The following is a 17,839-nucleotide window of genomic DNA, read 5'->3' as shown; positions in this document are numbered from 1 at the left end:
TTAACTTCTTTCTCCAGTTTTATCCCCGGCCACCCCGGGGGATATCCCCTCGCCGAGGCTACCCATGGGGTATTCTTTTTTACTTTCCCTAAAGAACAGTCCTATTACATATATTCAGGGATTATGCGCTCTAGCTGCCACATTATTGGCATTCATCCTTAATGGAGTATTAGTGCGAGTTCGTCCTTTAAAGCGATTATTCGCTGCTGCTGGCATTTCAAGCCGAACATTGTTGATTATGGACAGCATTCGGATTAACTCCACAAGTGGGAGTCTTTTCGGGTAGCTTATGACCCTGATTCGCAGGACGCGGGATCAACCACGCAGGTGCGGGGCATTTTACTTTTAGCCATGTTGACGGATTGCTAGGAATAAGGCAGACGCCCCGCCAACCCCTACAGCTAGGGATAGCATCGCGGTGACCGCTGGTGGAAAGCTAACTATTTCGGTCAACACGAAAAGACCGAAAGTGGTAAATGCTAGGGGCATTGCATTTATTTTCATTCTTATTTCCTCCTTTAGGATCATCACCGCAGGTGCTAGCCATTTAGAATATCAGATAATCACCTAAAAATACAGAAAGGATCATCCCCGCAGGTGCGGGGCACTTGGTGCTGTAGCGTACCATGGCGTCGGTGGCGGGGGATCATCCCCGCAGGTGCGGAGCACTTACTAACCCAAAAGCCCCTTGCGCACCATACCCGGGATCATCCCCGCAGGTGCGGGGCACTTCGTCTGCTCTTGTCCCGTATTGGTATGCGTGGGGGATCATCCCCGCAGGTGCGGGGCACTTGGGCATGGGCATATTCGGTGGTGATTGCGATTAGGATCATCCCCGCAGGTGCGGGGCACTTTGAACCTTGAAACCGCTACCGAGTCCACAATTCGGATCATCCCCGCAGGTGCGGGGCACTTCCTTGCCCGTTGCTGGCGGGCGGGTTAGTTTGGGGATCATCCCCGCAGGTGCGGGGCACTTAGGCGCGAACTTATCGGCTAGCGCGTCCACTACGGATCATCCCCGCAGGTGCGGGGCACTTTAGTCTTGCCCGCTGATGGTGAATCCTAGTTTGGGATCATCCCCGCAGGTGCGGGGCACTTAGATTGAGTATTTAGCGGTGGACGTGAATTTTGGGATCATCCCCGCAGGTGCGGGGCACTTGGCGTAGACCGGGACGCGCTAGATAATCTTGCGGGATCATCCCCGCAGGTGCGGGGCACTTGCGCGCACCCCGTTGATGCTGGAGGCGGGAATGGGATCATCCCCGCAGGTGCGGGGCACTTCCCTGATAAATCTCATCCAACGCAAGCGACCCGGGATCATCCCCGCAGGTGCGGGGCACTTATGCCACGCTGGACGGGTTTAGGCGTAGCGCTAGGATCATCCCCGCAGGTGCGGGGCACTTTCCGCGCTTGGGGTTTTTCGCGGTCGCCGGGGCGGATCATCCCCGCAGGTGCGGGGCACTTTCCGCGCTTGGGGTTTTTCGCGGTCGCCGGGGCGGATCATCCCCGCAGGTGCGGGGCACTTATTCGAGCCGCTCCACCTCTAAAAGTCTGAGGGGGATCATCCCCGCAGGTGCGGGGCACTTCGCGTTTTACCAAGCCCTAGCAGAGCAACGCGGCGGATCATCCCCGCAGGTGCGGGGCACTTCTGCCATGTCCTACCTCCGTCAAAAATGTACCAGGATCATCCCCGCAGGTGCGGGGCACTTACAGGACGCTATTCACCACCAACTCGCCCCACGGGATCATCCCCGCAGGTGCGGGGCACTTCATAGGCGGCGCAAAATGACCGTTTTAGCCGTGGGATCATCCCCGCAGGTGCGGGGCACTTCTAGGCGCGATTGCCCGATTATAAATGTTCCTGGGGATCATCCCCGCAGGTGCGGGGCACTTCCTACTTTGGTGTTTACAATGATTTGATTCCGGGGATCATCCCCGCAGGTGCGGGGCACTTATTATCTAGCGCGTCCCGGTCTACGCCCGCGAGGGATCATCCCCGCAGGTGCGGGGCACTTTTGAGATCGCGAAAGCAAAGCGCGCCGCCCCGGGGATCATCCCCGCAGGTGCGGGGCACTTTATTTTGATCCACCGTTTCGGCTCGCTCATTTCGGATCATCCCCGCAGGTGCGGGGCACTTATTTTGTGGAAGATTCTGCCTTCGCCGCGTCCGGGATCATCCCCGCAGGTGCGGGGCACTTCGCGACTGGTAACGTGACCGGGCCGCATATGCAGGATCATCCCCGCAGGTGCGGGGCACTTTATCGCAGCGGCGGGTTTCCATTGTTTTATTTGGGATCATCCCCGCAGGTGCGGGGCACTTCTATAGCAGAGGCGTTAGGTGTGTCGATTGACGGGATCATCCCCGCAGGTGCGGGGCACTTTTGGTGACGTTGGGGCGGGGTTGGTTCCGGTCAGGATCATCCCCGCAGGTGCGGGGCACTTTCGTATCTGGGTGAAAGACCTGGAAAAACTTTAGGATCATCCCCGCAGGTGCGGGGCACTTTTAAAGACTTGCCGCGTTAAGCGCCCGTCCCGGGGATCATCCCCGCAGGTGCGGGGCACTTTTAGCGGGGTTCGGTTTCCTGTCCCCCCAATAGGGATCATCCCCGCAGGTGCGGGGCACTTTGAAAAATTACTAATTGCCCGATTTTGTAGACGGGATCATCCCCGCAGGTGCGGGGCACTTCCCTAATGCCGGTTTATTCCGTCATGCCCCCCGGGATCATCCCCGCAGGTGCGGGGCACTTACCCCGCACTAAGGCGCGAGGTTAAGCCCTTTCGGATCATCCCCGCAGGTGCGGGGCACTTGACAGGGAAAAGATCATTGCCTGGCCAAAAGCCGGATCATCCCCGCAGGTGCGGGGCACTTTTCCTCTAGTAGCCTGATAATCCCGGTTTTGTGGGATCATCCCCGCAGGTGCGGGGCACTTTTTTACGCTCATATCAGTGATGCTCCTTGTAGGGATCATCCCCGCAGGTGCGGGGCACTTTTTAGGTCGTCTTCGTCGAATTGTCCGAACTCGGGATCATCCCCGCAGGTGCGGGGCACTTCTAAAAATGGCAGACCTAAACCAGCTTCGCGCCGGATCATCCCCGCAGGTGCGGGGCACTTCGACGGTGGCGGCAGGCAGGGTTACGGTGTCCAGGATCATCCCCGCAGGTGCGGGGCACTTCAAGACCTCGACACATGGGGACAACTAGAAAACGGATCATCCCCGCAGGTGCGGGGCACTTCACCCGTGCACCCCGTATTTTAGGAATGTGGGGGGATCATCCCCGCAGGTGCGGGGCACTTTGGAGGTTCTCAGCGAGGTTGATGTTATTCGCGGGATCATCCCCGCAGGTGCGGGGCACTTGGATAAAGTCGCGGAACTAGCGTCTATTAAGCGGGATCATCCCCGCAGGTGCGGGGCACTTTTATAGTGGTTACCGCGTCCCTTACTTCTTTTAGGATCATCCCCGCAGGTGCGGGGCACTTGGATAGACCAAGCCGATAAGGGTGACCTCGATGGGATCATCCCCGCAGGTGCGGGGCACTTGAGCGCGGCGGCTTCCGCGTCTATTTGCGCCTGGGATCATCCCCGCAGGTGCGGGGCACTTTTTTCCGCCGCGGCTTTAAGGCGTTGGATTTTGGGATCATCCCCGCAGGTGCGGGGCACTTTTCAGTATCTAGCTGAAAACTAGTCGCTCGCTCGGATCATCCCCGCAGGTGCGGGGCACTTCAGGCAAATCTAACCCCGCCGCATCTCCAGACCGGATCATCCCCGCAGGTGCGGGGCACTTCTAAAGCCGAGGGATTGTAGGGCGGGTCCGTTCGGATCATCCCCGCAGGTGCGGGGCACTTTTTGTGTAGCGTAGTTGCGGGTCTGCGGTTAGGGGATCATCCCCGCAGGTGCGGGGCACTTTCATGTGGTCTATCGTCGATAGGTGCTCGATCCGGATCATCCCCGCAGGTGCGGGGCACTTCCAACGGTGCGCGTGAGCCTCTAGAAACGCTTCGGATCATCCCCGCAGGTGCGGGGCACTTACTCGATGAGCTGGGATATCGATCCAAAATATCCGCCGCTATAGCCATCCTATAGGTACTTACCGAGAATATTAGGGTTTACGCCTACGCATTTTCCGGCGCCTAGCAGCTATTGACCAGCCATACCCTTCTTTACCATTAGATTTCCCTTGCCACGCTCCCGGCTTTCGCACATTCCCCTCCCCTGTCTGACTATCAGACCTAATTCGCTCCGGATGTTGCAGCAAAGTCATTCCTTCGAGTTCCACTGGATTCCATTTATGCCCAGCCGAGCGCACCGCGTAACCCTGCTCATTATTAGTGCTATATATCAGCAGGGCTTTACCTTGTTTCCGCTCCGCAACCACCAAATCCCACAGGTTCTCCCTTACCCGGGCAGATAACCTCCCCACGAAAACTCCCGGAGACGCCTCTAAAAGCCAGCGTGTAACGTATCCCCGCAAACCCGGAGGGCAGGCAGTTAAGATTAAAACCATCAAAACGGAGTCTCCCCCGCCTCGGCCGCATAGTTCGAGCCGCCCGCAACATTTCCCTGATAGTAGTCCCACAGGCGAATCCGGTTTTCTTTAACATCGACAGATACGTCACGCTCACCGGTAAGTAAGAAGATAATATCTTGCGCACACCGCTTCAGCAGTCCATCGCGAAAAACCTGGTCTCGAAGTTTAATCCGCATCCTGGTGGCAACGTCCTGCTCCCCCTCGGATACAATCTGAAATGCTAGCGGGATTACAAAATCCGCCTTGTATAAATCCGCAATATCAAAGACAAAAGAGCGTGAATGCCCGGTATGAACAATCCCTAAACCTGGCGAACAACCCAGAGCACAAATAACCGCATGAGCAATTCCATATAAGGTGGCATTACCAGCAGAAAGTGCTTGATTCACCGGATCGCTAGCCTGGAAATCTTGGGAATCGAAAACTCTACCGGCCCAGGGAACCCCATATTCATCTGCGCACCGCCGGTAGAGCATTTTCATACGGTGACCTTCCCTACCCCGCAACTGACGCATGGAGATCCCCTCCACTTCCTCATCACCAAAACGCATTTGGTACATTGCCCGGGCAACTTTGATTCTTTCATTTTGCGAGGACGAGCAACGCGCTTGTAGCTGCAGCAAGGTATTAGAGTCAGCCAAACTGCGTCCGCTGACATAAAAGCGCACCCCGTTTTCACCGACCCAGACGACACTCACGCCGGATTCCCCTAATAGACTCATGGCCTGGTGAGAAACCGTAGACCCTGGCCCCAGCAGCAGCGACGAGATCGTTGCTGCTGGGACATGCACCGTGCCCTGTTCATCTCGCAGGGTCAAAGCATTGTCTGCGCGGTGAACAATACAGCGCTCTGCATAGAGGAATGACCAGCGGTCTTCCACCCGGGGCAGAGATTGCCGAGGAATCGGCTTATTCGCGAGACCGCCACTCATTGCTATCTACCTGGGAGCCAGGGTTAACAGACCACACCCATAGGCCTTGGCAGCTCCTAAACCATTTTGTATGGCACTGCGCAGCACCTCAGGATCCTTAACAGTCAAAATTCCCTCGAATGCGACTCGATTCAAGGTGACTAAAGATCCCGGTTTTCCCGATTTCCCTCGCTGAAAACGAATGCGTTCCTTTTCCACGATCGCTACCGCCAAACCATTTGCTTCACTCTCCGCTGGATTGACAGCTACCTGGGGAATTTCAAAACCCCAACCCTTTGCTCTAGATGCCAACCATTTAATGCGGTCTTCATCCTTAACGATTGGAATCCGCTTAGACCTTTTAGCACCTTCGCCTTTCACTGCCCGGGTGGGAGTTGCCGCTAACCTAAAGTTCCAGCTGCTACCCTCCGCGAGTCGCTCCATGAAAGGCTGATAGTTTTTCACTCCGAACGAGGACTTAATCTCGGGCCAGCCAGCCTCTTCAACGAATTGAGTGAAATCCGGACGCACCGGAGACTGTATATAGAGGTAATAGCCCTTTTGATGTCTATCCAGTCGCCAGAGAATCCTGGGAGGAGCCTCCCCCTCCCATTGGGATTCATGAAAACAGTTCTGCAAGATAGCGGCGTGCATCCGCTCCATCGAGGCGAGTAACCTGGAAGCTCCCCGTCTCCGCGGGTTTAGAGCACAGCGTGAAAGATAAATTTCGCTCACCACATACCTCCCGGATTGTGGGTGGTTAAGAACGCTGACTCGGTTTCGGTAACTGTAATGCCCGACACCACCTCGCATTTCCACCTGACTACGTCTCGCCACTCATATTGCCGATGATGGGAATCGAAACTGAGCGGAACATCGTGGACTTGGTCAAAAATACAGTCTTCCCGTCGCTCCTCCGGTAGTAAAGCCAAATCCGCTACTACCTCTAAACTTACTTTTCCGTTTTCGAGGTCTAGGGGCGAAGTCGGCGACCAGACAGTTTTCCGCGATAGTTTCTTTTGATACCACGGGGCAGCCTGCCACGGAAAAGCAGCAAGGTCGTCTATCAGATTGCCCTCTGACAGCTTCGGACGGATAGGCATCATAGGGGGAAACGCCCTTCTCCCTAAATACAGCGGGAACTTTGGTTTAACCAAGGCCTCGTTAACGGCGTCGATCAGGCTGCTTTCCCCACTGAGACCCACGACAAATACCGCGTCTGCCAGGTAATATCGGTCAGAAAGAGGGTACGGAGTCTCACCATCAAAGGAATGAGTGGTATGAAAATCCCTTTCCCTGGTTCCCGGTTGATCGATGCGAACCGCCATTTTCAGGCCAACTAGATCCTCAATAGGATCAACCCGGCGGCGCCCTTGTGCTGCGGCTAGTAAACCAATTATTCCGCTCTTCGATGGCTCCGAGGAAGTCCTTCGCCTGGTAAATCTAGATGAATTACCCCACGACTGCATTGGACCCTTGAGGGTCAAAAGCATATTTTTCATGGCTATTCACCTTTGGCAAGCAGTTCAGTCACCAGTTTGCCTAGATCCGAAACTAACTGTGGGAACGCCACTGGTTCCTGAATCTGCCGTAGCTGCTCCCGCGAGTCCCCGACCCCGCAGGTAAACTGGGCAAGAGGCTTGACCCCGTAAGCATCCTCAATATCACCGACCTCTTTTACTAGCCGAGACACTGAGGGGGCTAGGAATCCAGTATTTTCTCGAGCGGTAATTGCATTTTCAAACGCCCCCACCAAGGAAACTGGCTGGTCATCACGCACGGAAACGTAGATTACTTCCGGAAGTGTCCTATTGGCAAAAGTGTTTTGTTTACCGGTGGGCATTGCTTTCACAAATGCCTGGACGAACGCGTCAACTGCCCGCACAGTAGCATCGTCACTTCCTAGGTTTTCCCGCAGCATATCTAGGTTGATAGTGGCGTAGCGATACAGCGTCGAGGAGTTGAACTCAATCGTTCCCATCATCCCCGCTCCCGCATCGGTTTCCTCTTGATCTTGGGACTTTACGTCATCAACGGCGGTAAAGAAATCGAATTCATTTTCTACGCTGTGGGTAGAAATCGCGTGTGCTACCTGGCAGGAGGCATCAACGTTCACGGCCGCGTCGTCAGCTACCATGCGTCCAAAAAGAGCTAAATCTACTGAGTGATTTCGATTCAATAGTTTTTCAATTTCGCGTTTCTTTGGCTTTTCTTTATTAGCAGCTTTCTCTACCGCATATTCCGCCAGTTGTCGCAACTGTAGGGCAGACAGGAACACTAAGTAGGTAGAAACCTCATTTCCGACCTCTTCCTCAGCATCCTTCTTTGCGCGCGGGGCTTTTAACTTGATTCCCAAAGCTTTGAACACTTCGGCCGCTAGTTTCACAGATTCCGGTTCTAAATCCGGGTTTTGTGCCACTATCTGTTCAGCCAGCAATTCCACAATCCGATTGGTTCGATAGCCAAGATCTTCTTGATTGAGGAAGTCTCCAAATACTTGTCTGGTTTCTCGTTTCCAGCATTGCGAAGAAACTCGTGCTCGGCGTTGTCCCCCAAATGTTGCAGTCTTGGGACTTCCGGAATCATCTCGGTTTACGCAGGAAGGGGGAACATTTTGCAAAATATGAAAATCGATAAAGTTAGTCATGATGATCTCCTTTATTTGGTCTGTGAGTTAGTTTCTAGTTTTTCGTTTTTCTGTCGGGCGTAGCCTCTTGCCCAGGAGAGGGTAACTTTTTGTTTACCCCCGGGGATTGCGAAGCGATAAAGGTCTTGCGCCAGCAGCCCGTAGTCAATAGCAATCGCGGCACGCGTTGATCCCAGCTGAGAGATTAGCCCCTTCAAGTGGTTAAAAAATCCGGAAAAAGTAGTGGCCATGACTGCCGCATCAAAATGGCGGCGCACTGCTTTCTCGTTATCCATGCCCTCAAGCCATGCCAGCCTAGAGACTGCTTCTCCCAGGTTTACTCCTCGTTGATGCATGGGGGTAGTTCTGCCTCGCTGGTGGCGGGCATATAACCACAAGACACCGCGAATTGCCTGCTCCTTTGGCGTCAATTGATCCGAAGAGGTATTCCTGCCCACTTCATCCCAGTCGACTAGGTGCCAGACTGAGGGTGGAAAAACATAGAGATCTTGGGACGCCTTGCGCAGCTCAGCCAAATCAGCCCGAGCTTGCGGGGAATCTTTTAAATACCCCTGCTGCAGGGATTCAATTCGCCGTACTACTGTCCAACCAAGCTCACTGTAATAGTGCTTACTTGATTGCTCTGGTTGCATTTGATCACTCATGATTCTCCTTCGACTCATTGAAAGCTGAGACCTTTGATTTCGTCTTCGAAAGTTTGATTGCAAACCATTTAACACAGTTAGGAAGATCAAAAACCGTTCCGTTTTTTTCTCTTCCCTTCATTGCTTCATCTGGAGCAGCTGCTAGCAGTTCAGATTCCAGTTTTTTAGCTATCCCGTATCCAGATTTCCACAGCGACTCCAGATCGCAGGTAGTTGAACCAACCCCTAGCAGCCAGGCTCTGAACGCTCCATCAATTCCCGAGTAAAAGCGCTCGCGGACTATCCGATTAGCTTGCTTGGTGTCCTCTGCCCCAACCGCACGTTCCAGGTTGCCAGCCAGCGCAGCAATCGCACTGGCTAATTCATCTAACAGCTCCATCCCGGTTTTCACTAAGTACAAGGATTTTTGATCTTTGCCAGTCAATAGACGAGGGGGGATTGCCAGATAATCACTGATTGCTTCCTCAAAAATTGATTCGTTGGATCCATAAACATACCCACAAGATCGCAAGCGATAGGTTGTCGATTCCGGCAGATAACCGTTTGACAGCAACCACCCCACCCAACGCACTACTGCTGGTGGCAGGCTTGCTTCTACCTGCACCTCTTTGTAGGTTGCGGTTTTCCCCGGAAACTCAGGCAAGAGGGAAGTCATTCCCCGCCAAATTACGCGACTGGGATCATGCTTGCGTGGCATATAAGTTATCTGTTTGTTTTTCTTGGTCTGGGGCTCAGAAAATCGCCAAGCGCCCATAGGTTCCCGGATCTGCGCGTTAGACACCGCGGAAACGTCCTCTGACCCCAATCTATCCCCTTGGCACAGCACCAACCCGATTACCGAGTTACCGCCATCAATCAACCTCACCCGTCGAGATTGCCAGGTAAGCATATCGGCTAGACCATGAGGATAAATATCGGCGCGTTGCCCTACTGGTTGTTCTTCACGTTCCCAAGCAGGTAAATCAATATCTGGATTGGTAGCAATGATTCCTGTCGCCCGGGCTTCTTCGCTTTCCTCCCCTGGTTGTCCGATCGCAAGGGTATTCAGCATCAGAGTTGAAAACAGACTTTCTCCTTCTACATAAACCCCACCTTGGGCACCTACCCAACCAGTACCAATTGGGTAGCCTTTACCACCCTTCACCCGGGGGTCACCAACCGCTCCGGAGCGAATCCCCGCAGAATCGTATGCTTGTAAGTGGATAAGCTGCGCAGCAACCTCGGGATAGCTAATCTCTTCTAAACCTGCCCCGATACGCATAGTGATGAACGGTTCCCCGTTAGGAACGTCCGCCAGTATTTTATTCAGCTCAGAGTAGTCTCCTTTAGGGGTATGAATAGTGGGATGCTGAAAAAATGGGTAATCAGAATCAAATAAAAAGAATCGATCCCTCCATGTTTCAAGATACTGCTCTACCAGACCCAAGGTTTCTTTCGGATTTTCATTAGCCCGCTGCCAAGCCGACACATTCCATCCCCTGCTTGCCACGCTGGCAACATACAACGTTCGCTGCATTATCGCTACCATGATTCGAAGCACCGCGAAACTTACGGCATCCTGGCCAAAAGACAATCTTCTAATCTCGGGCGAACGCGAAAAGCAATCACGCAGAGGAAGCACCTGATGTTTACCGTTGCAGAACACAACCGGAACCCAGGGCTCATCAAGTAGGTTAAACTTTGATTTCTCAGTCACCGTACCTCCCTTCTAGAACCAACCTTTGGTTCTCAAAAAACCAAATAATCTGAATCCTGCTCACCTACAAGACTCTTACTAAATAGTTTTACAGGAACTGTGTTGGAATTACAAGGGAAGCCACCCGTGACACTATATAGCGCCGTGGCCAAAAGCGCGACCCACACACTTGCCAGAGAGATGGCAATCACCCTAGTTTGCCCCTGAGACAGGAGCTAGATCTTACCGGTATGCAAAGCGCAAGTCTAGACTCCTCCTCAGGAAGATAAGTGACATCAAACTCTCTCCTATCAGGTCTTAGTACAAAGTTGTTTTAACCCCAAAGGCAGAGATAACTCTGCGAATCTCCTCATCCGTTAGACCCTCTGCCTTCCCCCCGCTTGCGGTATTCAAATATTCATACATAGCGCCGGTCTCCAGATATTCCACTTTGTCAACGGCAGCCACGGGCGAGACGTCAGAACGTACCATGATTCCATGCTTTGCCCACAGCGTGATCTCGTGATCGCGCAATCCCCGTAAGTTATTTTCCATCAACTCCTGGCTGCCAGGTACCATGAAATCCAGCACCTCTATACCCTGTGGAACCTGGACTATCGTTTCCGGTTCCCAGCGGAAAATCGCGCGGTTATAGTCAGTGTTATTGAGCAATTCCGGGTGATGCGACAGAGCAACCAGGTAAGGTGGCTGCGCATGAACCACGGCTTGAAAATCTACCTTCCTCCTAGCTACCTGGTCATTGTGAACCGCCAGATGGGAGTTAAACTCGCTCGTGGGTTGATGATATTTCTTGTCTGGATGCGTATACCAGGTACCGGTTCTACCACCCTCATCAATCACGAAAGCTGAAACATTCACCGCCGGCATTTTTCCAACATCCCGCAACCGGCACCCAGAGCCGGTCACGAAAACGGTTCTTCCGGCTAGTGCCGGAACCGCCCATGGCAAATTCTTCTTTTCTTGACGGTCGGGGAAAACAGACTCCAAATCCACGGGCCAATTTATCAATATTGATATGTTTCCCGCACTTGCTTCCACCGCGTGCATCTGGTCTAGCCGGGCGCCCGCCTGCCCCATTTGGTCAAGTAGTTCCTTAATAGTTGAATTATTGTTCATTTTATTTCTCATCTTTCTTTGCTAAAAATTCGGGCAGCTGCTTGTTGCCAATCCGTTTTCTTTCCCTCAGGGTTTAGTGTTATTGATGCTACCGATTGAGATACAACGAATCTCATCTCAGATAGCGAATCTCCTACCGCGCCACTGGCTCGAGCCTGTACCAGAAGGTTCCCTAATGCCGTAGCCTCCACTGGCCCAACAGTTACTGGCAACCCGCATGCGTCAGCTGTAAGTTGGCAAAGCAAAAGATTCTTAGCGCCACCGCCCACGATATTCACCGTGTCAACCGGCACATCCGCGAGTGCGGCTGCTTGATGGATTGTTCTAGCATGGGCTAATGCCAGAGATTCGTAAATGCAGCGTGCATATTCCCCTATTTCTCTAGGGCGCGGTTGATCAGTTTCATCAGCAAGCCGGTCTATACGAACCAACATGTCACCTGGATCCGCAAAGATGGGGTCATTAACGTCAATAATCGTGCGCATACTGGGGGCTTTTGCAGCCGCTTCATCGATCTCCGCAAAAGATAAATGCGGCTCCTTTTCGCGCCATTTTGCAACACAGCCATTAAGGATCCACATACCCATAATGTTGCGCAAGTACCTGACTGTTCCATCTACACCTAGTTCGTTAGTAAAGTTTGCTTTACAAGAGGCTTCGGTAAGCACGGGAGCGGCTAATTCAAGCCCGACCAATGACCAGGTTCCGCAAGAAATATAGGCGAAATTATCAGTCTTAGCAGGAATCGCCGCAACTGCAGAGGCCGTATCATGGCTTCCTACACTTACCACGTTGGTGGGCAAATCCTTACCGTTACGCAAAGGGATGACATCTTGCAAGACCGGCCCTATACATTTTCCAGATTCAATCACATCGGGTAATTTTTGCGCGATGTCCATGCCCGTCTGCCGCGTGTACAGTTGCAATATTTCCCGGGACCATCTACGCGTACTGGGATCCAATAACCCTGTGGAAGAGGCATTCGTCGCCTCGGCATAAATCTTTCCAGACAACCAGTAAACAATCAGGTCTGGAAGCAAAAGAATATGTCGAGCAGCCTCAGTCAATCTTCGGTCATCTTCATTTTCCATACTAGCCAGCAGCTGGAAAACCGTGTTGAAGTTTATTACCTGCAATCCATTATGGCGATAGAACCGTTGGGGAGAAACCTTCCCGAAAAGTTTGCCAGGAACACTCTTTGTTCGGGAATCACGGTAGCTATATGGCGATGTAAGTAGCTTTCCGTTGTTGCCGATTAGCCCATAATCAACGGCCCACGAATCAATTCCCACTGATTCAATTGACTCACTTTGTAGTATCCTCAATCCGTTATTTATTTGATTCCAGATTCGGTGTATATCCCAATATAGGCCAGCCTTTCCCCGCTCAGGTACGCGGATCGGACCATTTGTAAATCTGCTTACTTCTCTAGTATGAATCTGGTTACCCTCGACATCTCCACTTATTATTCTTCCCGAAGAAGCACCAAGATCAATTGCAGCGAAAACAGGCATTTCTCAAAACTCCATTCATCACGTCTTGGCCCGGCGCGCGACACGCAACCGATAAAATCGACGCCGGGCCAAAATCGTTGACTAAGCCACTTCCGAGAAAACGGAAGGACATGAAATCATCTTGTTAAGCTCCCCAACCAGCTTGTTTTCCTCCTACCCGATCCTGCCGAACCTTCTGCAGATAACCGGAAGACAGGAACGCCCTCATTGGATCAGGATCTATACCTTGCGATTCGCGAAGTTCTCTTAATAGACTCCGCACATCTGTGTTAAACGCATCCATCAGTAGGTCATTCGCCCCTAGCACGTCTCCTTCTAACTGCTTCTTCTTTAGTTCTCCCCGGTCAACCAACAGGGCTTTTGCGGTCATTTCCTGCACATTGGTGACAGATCGAATTTCTCCGGGAATTTTTTCCTCCAAATTGTGGCATTGATCGAGCATAAAATTGACCGGTGAGTCAGCTGATAACGCCCCCGCCGCTACGATTTCATTCATGATTCTGAACAGCTGAAATGGGTCGGCAGCTCCAACTATCAAATCATCATCAGCATAGAAGCGAGAATTAAAATCAAAAGCTCCCAACCTCCCCAAGCGTAAGAGCTGTGCCACGATGAACTCAATGTTGGTCCCCGGGGCGTGATGCCCCGTATCTAGCACTACCATTGCCCTTTCACCTAGAGCCTGGCATTGCACCAGAGAAGTACCCCAATCAGGGACATCCGTATGATAAAACGCAGGTTCAAAGAACTTGTATTCCAAAATTAACCGCATATCCAAATCCAGCTCGGCATAGATTTTTTCCAAGCAATTAGCTAATCGATCTTGCCGTTCTCGGATTGAATCCTGTCCTGGATAATTAGTACCGTCTGCTAACCAAATCTTTAAGTCCTTAGACCCGGTCTTTCGCATAATATCGATACATTGCTTGTGATGATCGATTGCCTTCTGACGAATTCTTGGGTCAGGGTTGCAAAGCGAACCAAATTTATAGTCCTCGTCCTGGAAAACATTCGAATTAATCGTACCAAGTGTTACGCCCTTGTCTTCCGCGTATTTCCTCAGTCCATCGTAGTCATCAGTAAGATCCCAGGGGATATGTAGAGACACGCGCGATGCCGATCTCGTAAATTTGTTTACCTGGGCTGCATCCGCCACTTTCTCAAATGGGTCACGTGGCACACCTTCAGTGGTAAAAACCCTAAACCGTGTCCCAGAGTTCCCAAAAGCCCACGATGGCAATTCAATATCCTGTTCCTCAAGCAGTTTCCGATTTTCTGCGCTGAGGTCTTTTAGTTGTACCATTATTTTTTCCTTTCCTATACGCCAGTCGAATGCTCAATACGAATAATCATTACGATCTAGTTTCATCTTTGGCAGAAACAACGCGACCGTAACGCTCAACTTCAATATCTCTTAACGGTCTACCCTGAGTTTTGGGCGCCCAAACGGTTCCTACCACTAAAGAGACAATCAAGAAGCCAATAAGAATCAATCCGTCTACCAGTAATCCGTTGTTCCATTTCAAAATGACCGGGAAGATGAGAGAGATAAGGCCAGACATGACGCGGACAGCAAAGAATATAATTCCTTGTGCGCCGGCGCGATACGGAGCAGCAAACAACTCTGGCGCCCACACTGAGTAAAACGCTTGTGCCGAAGGACCTGCGGAAATTCCCCAGATGATTGCATAGCCGAATGCGGTAAACGCAGAATCCGCTGACCCAAAGATTAATATCAGCCAAGCTACGATAGCGAGAGCCGCCCCCACGAAGAAGTGAACACGGTACGGAACCCTGTCCACGAAATACATAAATCCGGCAGTTCCAACAATAACAACACCCCAAGACAACATTGAGAACATATTGGAAGCCATTTGGTCGTATCCCATGGAGTTCAATATCGTTGGGAGAAATATTCCGTTTTGCGAAGCCGCCTGATTCCAACAGGTATAGATCACTGCGAGAAATATTAATGCGCTGATATTGCACTTCCAGCTAAATAAAGCCTTAAATGACTTGAAAATAGAAGGTGCTTTTGCAGCAGCACCGCCTTTGGCATCCTCCCAAACCTCAGACTCTTCGAGATTGCGCCGAATATACCAGGTGACCAGTGCAATCACCACAAGATGGGCAAAGACTATCCTAGAACCAAGCAGGCCTAGGGGTGTAAGTGCCGCAGCCAGCCCAAATCCTATAAAAGGACCAAAAGACCAGGCCATTTGGGTAGTGCCGATATGCTTACCTCGACTCTCAGCTGGGGCGAACTCCGCTATATAGGTCCAACCGGCCGGCACAGAGGCTCCTACCGCGAGCCCAATTACCACAAAGCCAACGAACAGCATTGCCAGATTTGCTGCAAACACCACGAACAACCCACCTAGCGCATAAACCAGCAGATCATAAGTGTAGATGAACTTCCGTCCATATTTATCGCAAAGTGGACCACCGATTAGCGCACCAAGCGCGGCGCCAAAAGCGTTAGAGCTGAATGCCGCAAGCATGCCAGCAATAGTGCCGTCATCCCCCGGGAAGAAGGCCGCGCCCCAAAAACCTAAGGAAGTAGCGATGGCAATGATAGATCCGGAGTCAATATAGTTTGACATGGAAACGGCGATCGTCGCTTTCCAACCTGTTAACGTTTTGTTTTGCATAGTTTTCTCCATTGAAAATATTGAATTACTTTAGGTAGAAATACTGTGACAGAAGGTGATTAACGCCCCCGTCGGGCTGCACGAAGAATCTGGACATCTCTGATTGCCAAATCCTATTTATCTGTTGCGAGTCCATTCGCGACATTGCGTCTCGCACATCATCAGCCTCAAAGTAGCCGAATACTACCCCAGTCGGTGGATCTACGAAGAGCGAATAGTTTCTCCAACCAGCTGTGGTAAGTGCCTGCCTCATCTCCTCCCATACGTGTTGGTGTATCTCCAAATACTCGGCAAGTACTTCTTTACGTATTTTCAGCAGAAAACCACAGCGCGAATCTGAGCGCTGTGTGCTTGTCTCTAGAATTTCTTGGGTTGTTTTTTCGCCACTCATTGTCACTCCATTGTCACATGATTGAAAGGTTTCAACCTGGTTTTTAAACTAACATTGAATCGTTTCACTGTCAAGAGTTTTTACATTTTTCTTCTTAACCATTTTCAAGTGACCGTTTTCGCTGTTCAGACAGATATGAGCTAATCTACTTATTAGGAAATGCCCAGAGTTAGGAGTTCCCATGAATAGGCCGCCAAGTATCAAAGACGTAGCTAAAACTGCACAAGTCTCGGTCGGTACAGCTTCTAATGTTTTGAATCATCCTCACTTAGTTTCGACGTCAACTAGGAAGCGGGTCGAAGAGGCGATTTCCCAACTTGGATTCGTTCCATCAGATGCGGGTAGACGATTGCGCGCTGGAAACTCACGCCTGGTAGGACTGATTGTTCTCGACATTGCAAATCCATTTTTCACTCAGTCTGCTAGAGGAATTGAGAACCGGCTGGCACTGGATAATTGCTACCCCATGATTTGCTCTTCAGATGGGGATGCAAACAAAGAAAGAAAACTCATTCAGCAACTGGCATCCCAACAGGTGAGGGGGGTGATTATGACTCCTTCAGATAAAGCAATGGAGAATATCCGTTTACTCCAACGCCGTAAGATTCCGGTGGTCTTCATGGACTATCCTTCTGCTTCCGCAGAGATCAGTACCGTCTCTGTCGATGATGAGACCGGTGCTGCTACCGCGATAACATACCTCCTGAGTCTAGGCCACCGCCAGGTCGGGTTCATCAATGGTCCAAAAAACATCAGGCAGGCGCGTGCGCGCCACCGAGGAGTTATTGAGGCACGGAATAAAGTCGCTACGAAGGTGGATATATTTGAAATCGTTGCCGATCACTTCGATGCGACTTCGGGGGCACATGCGGCGCGCGAACTTATCCGCAACCATCCGGATATCACTGCGGTTTTCTGCGCCAGTGACCAGTTAGCTATAGGAGCCATGCGTACTATTCGTCAGCTCCGCTTGGCTATTCCGAATGATATTTCCGTAGTCGGTTTTGATGATATAGCAGTCGCATCTGAACTCATTACTCCACTGACCACCATTCGCCAACCAATGAATGAATTGGGAAACACCGCGGCAAATCTGCTACTTTCCGACACTGACAAGCCCAGACACATTTCCTTTGTTCCGAAACTTATAGTGCGCGAATCAACCGCTGCGATCTGACCGTGTCAGGATTGCCAAATTTGTAGAGCTGCCCTGGATAGTTCTGAGAGCACACCTAAGGCATCTGCGAAATCATAAGCCACAATAATCTGCGGGAGTCCCTCCCAGGTTGGTAGAGGAGAGAGCAGCACTCATTACTCCATATGTCTACTAGCGATAAAACAGGACGACTTAGTATCCCTAGTCGAGGACATTAAGGCGACGGTTTCGATAACGCATGCCCCAGCATCGGCTTCTCGCCGCTCTTGGGACCCCAAGCCATCAAGTGGGATGTAGCACTCGCCTTCGTTGTCAACGTCACGAGCAAAGCTACCACGCACAATCCGGCTGGCAAAACTGGTATTTACCAAAACGCTTTCGGTAACCATACGATCAAAGATTGCCATATTAAACTTCAGGTTCTCAGTCAATGTCCTTCCTCTCATGAACCGACTTCGGTTCACTAATAATCTCAAGCAGTCCCGTTTCTACCGCTCACAAAACCCTTGATATTTATTTTATACAACTGTGTAGGAATTATATAAATCTTACATAACAACATAGCAAGCAACCGAGCTTCGATGCG

Annotated in this window: 15 protein-coding genes and 1 CRISPR repeat array; of the genes, 1 reads left to right on the top strand and 14 read right to left on the bottom strand. The window is 51.4% G+C overall.

Annotation, left to right across the window (positions count from 1 at the left end; all coding sequences use genetic code 11):
• Positions 1-345 precede the first annotated feature (345 nt).
• The 13 genes from EFB02_RS08720 to EFB02_RS06065 form a co-directional block, all read right to left on the bottom strand.
• A complete protein-coding gene (locus EFB02_RS08720) occupies positions 346-504 on the bottom strand; it encodes a hypothetical protein (RefSeq protein WP_160115386.1) in 159 nt (52 codons plus the stop codon).
• A 17-nt stretch (positions 505-521) separates the two neighbouring features.
• Positions 522-4,027: a CRISPR direct-repeat array (repeat unit 28 nt; unit sequence GGATCATCCCCGCAGGTGCGGGGCACTT).
• 71 nt (positions 4,028-4,098) lie between these two features.
• On the bottom strand, positions 4,099-4,503 hold the full coding sequence (gene cas2e, locus EFB02_RS06120) for a type I-E CRISPR-associated endoribonuclease Cas2e (protein WP_234992762.1): 405 nt from the start codon (positions 4,501-4,503) through the stop codon (positions 4,099-4,101).
• On the bottom strand, positions 4,503-5,459 hold the full coding sequence (gene cas1e, locus EFB02_RS06115; protein WP_122820716.1) for a type I-E CRISPR-associated endonuclease Cas1e: 957 nt from the start codon (positions 5,457-5,459) through the stop codon (positions 4,503-4,505). Before cas1e ends, cas2e begins: the two co-directional genes overlap by 1 nt.
• Positions 5,460-5,465: 6 nt before the next feature.
• Complete coding sequence (cas6e, locus tag EFB02_RS06110; protein ID WP_160115385.1) at positions 5,466-6,173, bottom strand: type I-E CRISPR-associated protein Cas6/Cse3/CasE; 708 nt, start codon at positions 6,171-6,173, stop codon at positions 5,466-5,468.
• The gene (gene cas5e / locus EFB02_RS06105; protein WP_122820714.1) at positions 6,170-6,940 is read right to left on the bottom strand and encodes a type I-E CRISPR-associated protein Cas5/CasD; all 771 of its coding nucleotides are present in this window, start codon (positions 6,938-6,940) and stop codon (positions 6,170-6,172) included. The genes cas6e and cas5e overlap by 4 nt, the downstream gene beginning before the upstream one ends.
• A 2-nt stretch (positions 6,941-6,942) precedes the next feature.
• The gene (gene cas7e, locus EFB02_RS06100) at positions 6,943-8,085 is read right to left on the bottom strand and encodes a type I-E CRISPR-associated protein Cas7/Cse4/CasC (RefSeq protein ID WP_122820713.1); all 1,143 of its coding nucleotides are present in this window, start codon (positions 8,083-8,085) and stop codon (positions 6,943-6,945) included.
• An 11-nt stretch (positions 8,086-8,096) separates the two neighbouring features.
• A complete protein-coding gene (gene casB / locus EFB02_RS06095; RefSeq protein WP_160115384.1) occupies positions 8,097-8,729 on the bottom strand; it encodes a type I-E CRISPR-associated protein Cse2/CasB in 633 nt (210 codons plus the stop codon).
• Positions 8,722-10,425, bottom strand: a complete 1,704-nt coding sequence (gene casA, locus EFB02_RS06090) for a type I-E CRISPR-associated protein Cse1/CasA (RefSeq protein WP_122820711.1) — start codon at positions 10,423-10,425, stop codon at positions 8,722-8,724. Before casA ends, casB begins: the two co-directional genes overlap by 8 nt.
• A 297-nt stretch (positions 10,426-10,722) precedes the next feature.
• Positions 10,723-11,541: a class II aldolase/adducin family protein gene (locus EFB02_RS06085; RefSeq protein ID WP_122821034.1), complete on the bottom strand. Its 819-nt coding sequence runs from the start codon at positions 11,539-11,541 to the stop codon at positions 10,723-10,725.
• A gap of 8 nt (positions 11,542-11,549) precedes the next feature.
• Positions 11,550-13,055, bottom strand: coding sequence for a rhamnulokinase (locus tag EFB02_RS06080; protein ID WP_122820710.1), 1,506 nt, complete (start codon positions 13,053-13,055; stop codon positions 11,550-11,552).
• A gap of 124 nt (positions 13,056-13,179) precedes the next feature.
• Positions 13,180-14,358: an L-rhamnose isomerase gene (gene rhaI / locus EFB02_RS06075; protein WP_122820709.1), complete on the bottom strand. Its 1,179-nt coding sequence runs from the start codon at positions 14,356-14,358 to the stop codon at positions 13,180-13,182.
• Positions 14,359-14,407: 49 nt separating this feature from the next.
• Positions 14,408-15,706, bottom strand: a complete 1,299-nt coding sequence (locus tag EFB02_RS06070; RefSeq protein ID WP_122820708.1) for an MFS transporter — start codon at positions 15,704-15,706, stop codon at positions 14,408-14,410.
• Positions 15,707-15,731: 25 nt separating this feature from the next.
• On the bottom strand, positions 15,732-16,097 hold the full coding sequence (locus EFB02_RS06065) for an L-rhamnose mutarotase (protein ID WP_122820707.1): 366 nt from the start codon (positions 16,095-16,097) through the stop codon (positions 15,732-15,734).
• A 181-nt stretch (positions 16,098-16,278) separates the two neighbouring features.
• Here EFB02_RS06065 and EFB02_RS06060 point away from each other — a divergent pair, with 181 nt between their 5' ends.
• A complete protein-coding gene (locus tag EFB02_RS06060) occupies positions 16,279-17,274 on the top strand; it encodes a LacI family DNA-binding transcriptional regulator (protein WP_122820706.1) in 996 nt (331 codons plus the stop codon).
• Positions 17,275-17,408: 134 nt separating this feature from the next.
• On the opposite strand, the gene EFB02_RS06055 is transcribed toward EFB02_RS06060, so the two are convergent.
• The gene (locus EFB02_RS06055) at positions 17,409-17,684 is read right to left on the bottom strand and encodes a hypothetical protein (RefSeq protein ID WP_122820705.1); all 276 of its coding nucleotides are present in this window, start codon (positions 17,682-17,684) and stop codon (positions 17,409-17,411) included.
• Between the last annotated feature and the right edge of the window lie 155 nt (positions 17,685-17,839).

The sequence above is a fragment of the Varibaculum vaginae genome (genome assembly GCF_900604285.1).
GTDB classification, from domain to species: Bacteria; Actinomycetota; Actinomycetes; order Actinomycetales; family Actinomycetaceae; genus Varibaculum; species Varibaculum vaginae.
This window is presented reverse-complemented; position numbering and strand designations above follow the sequence as displayed.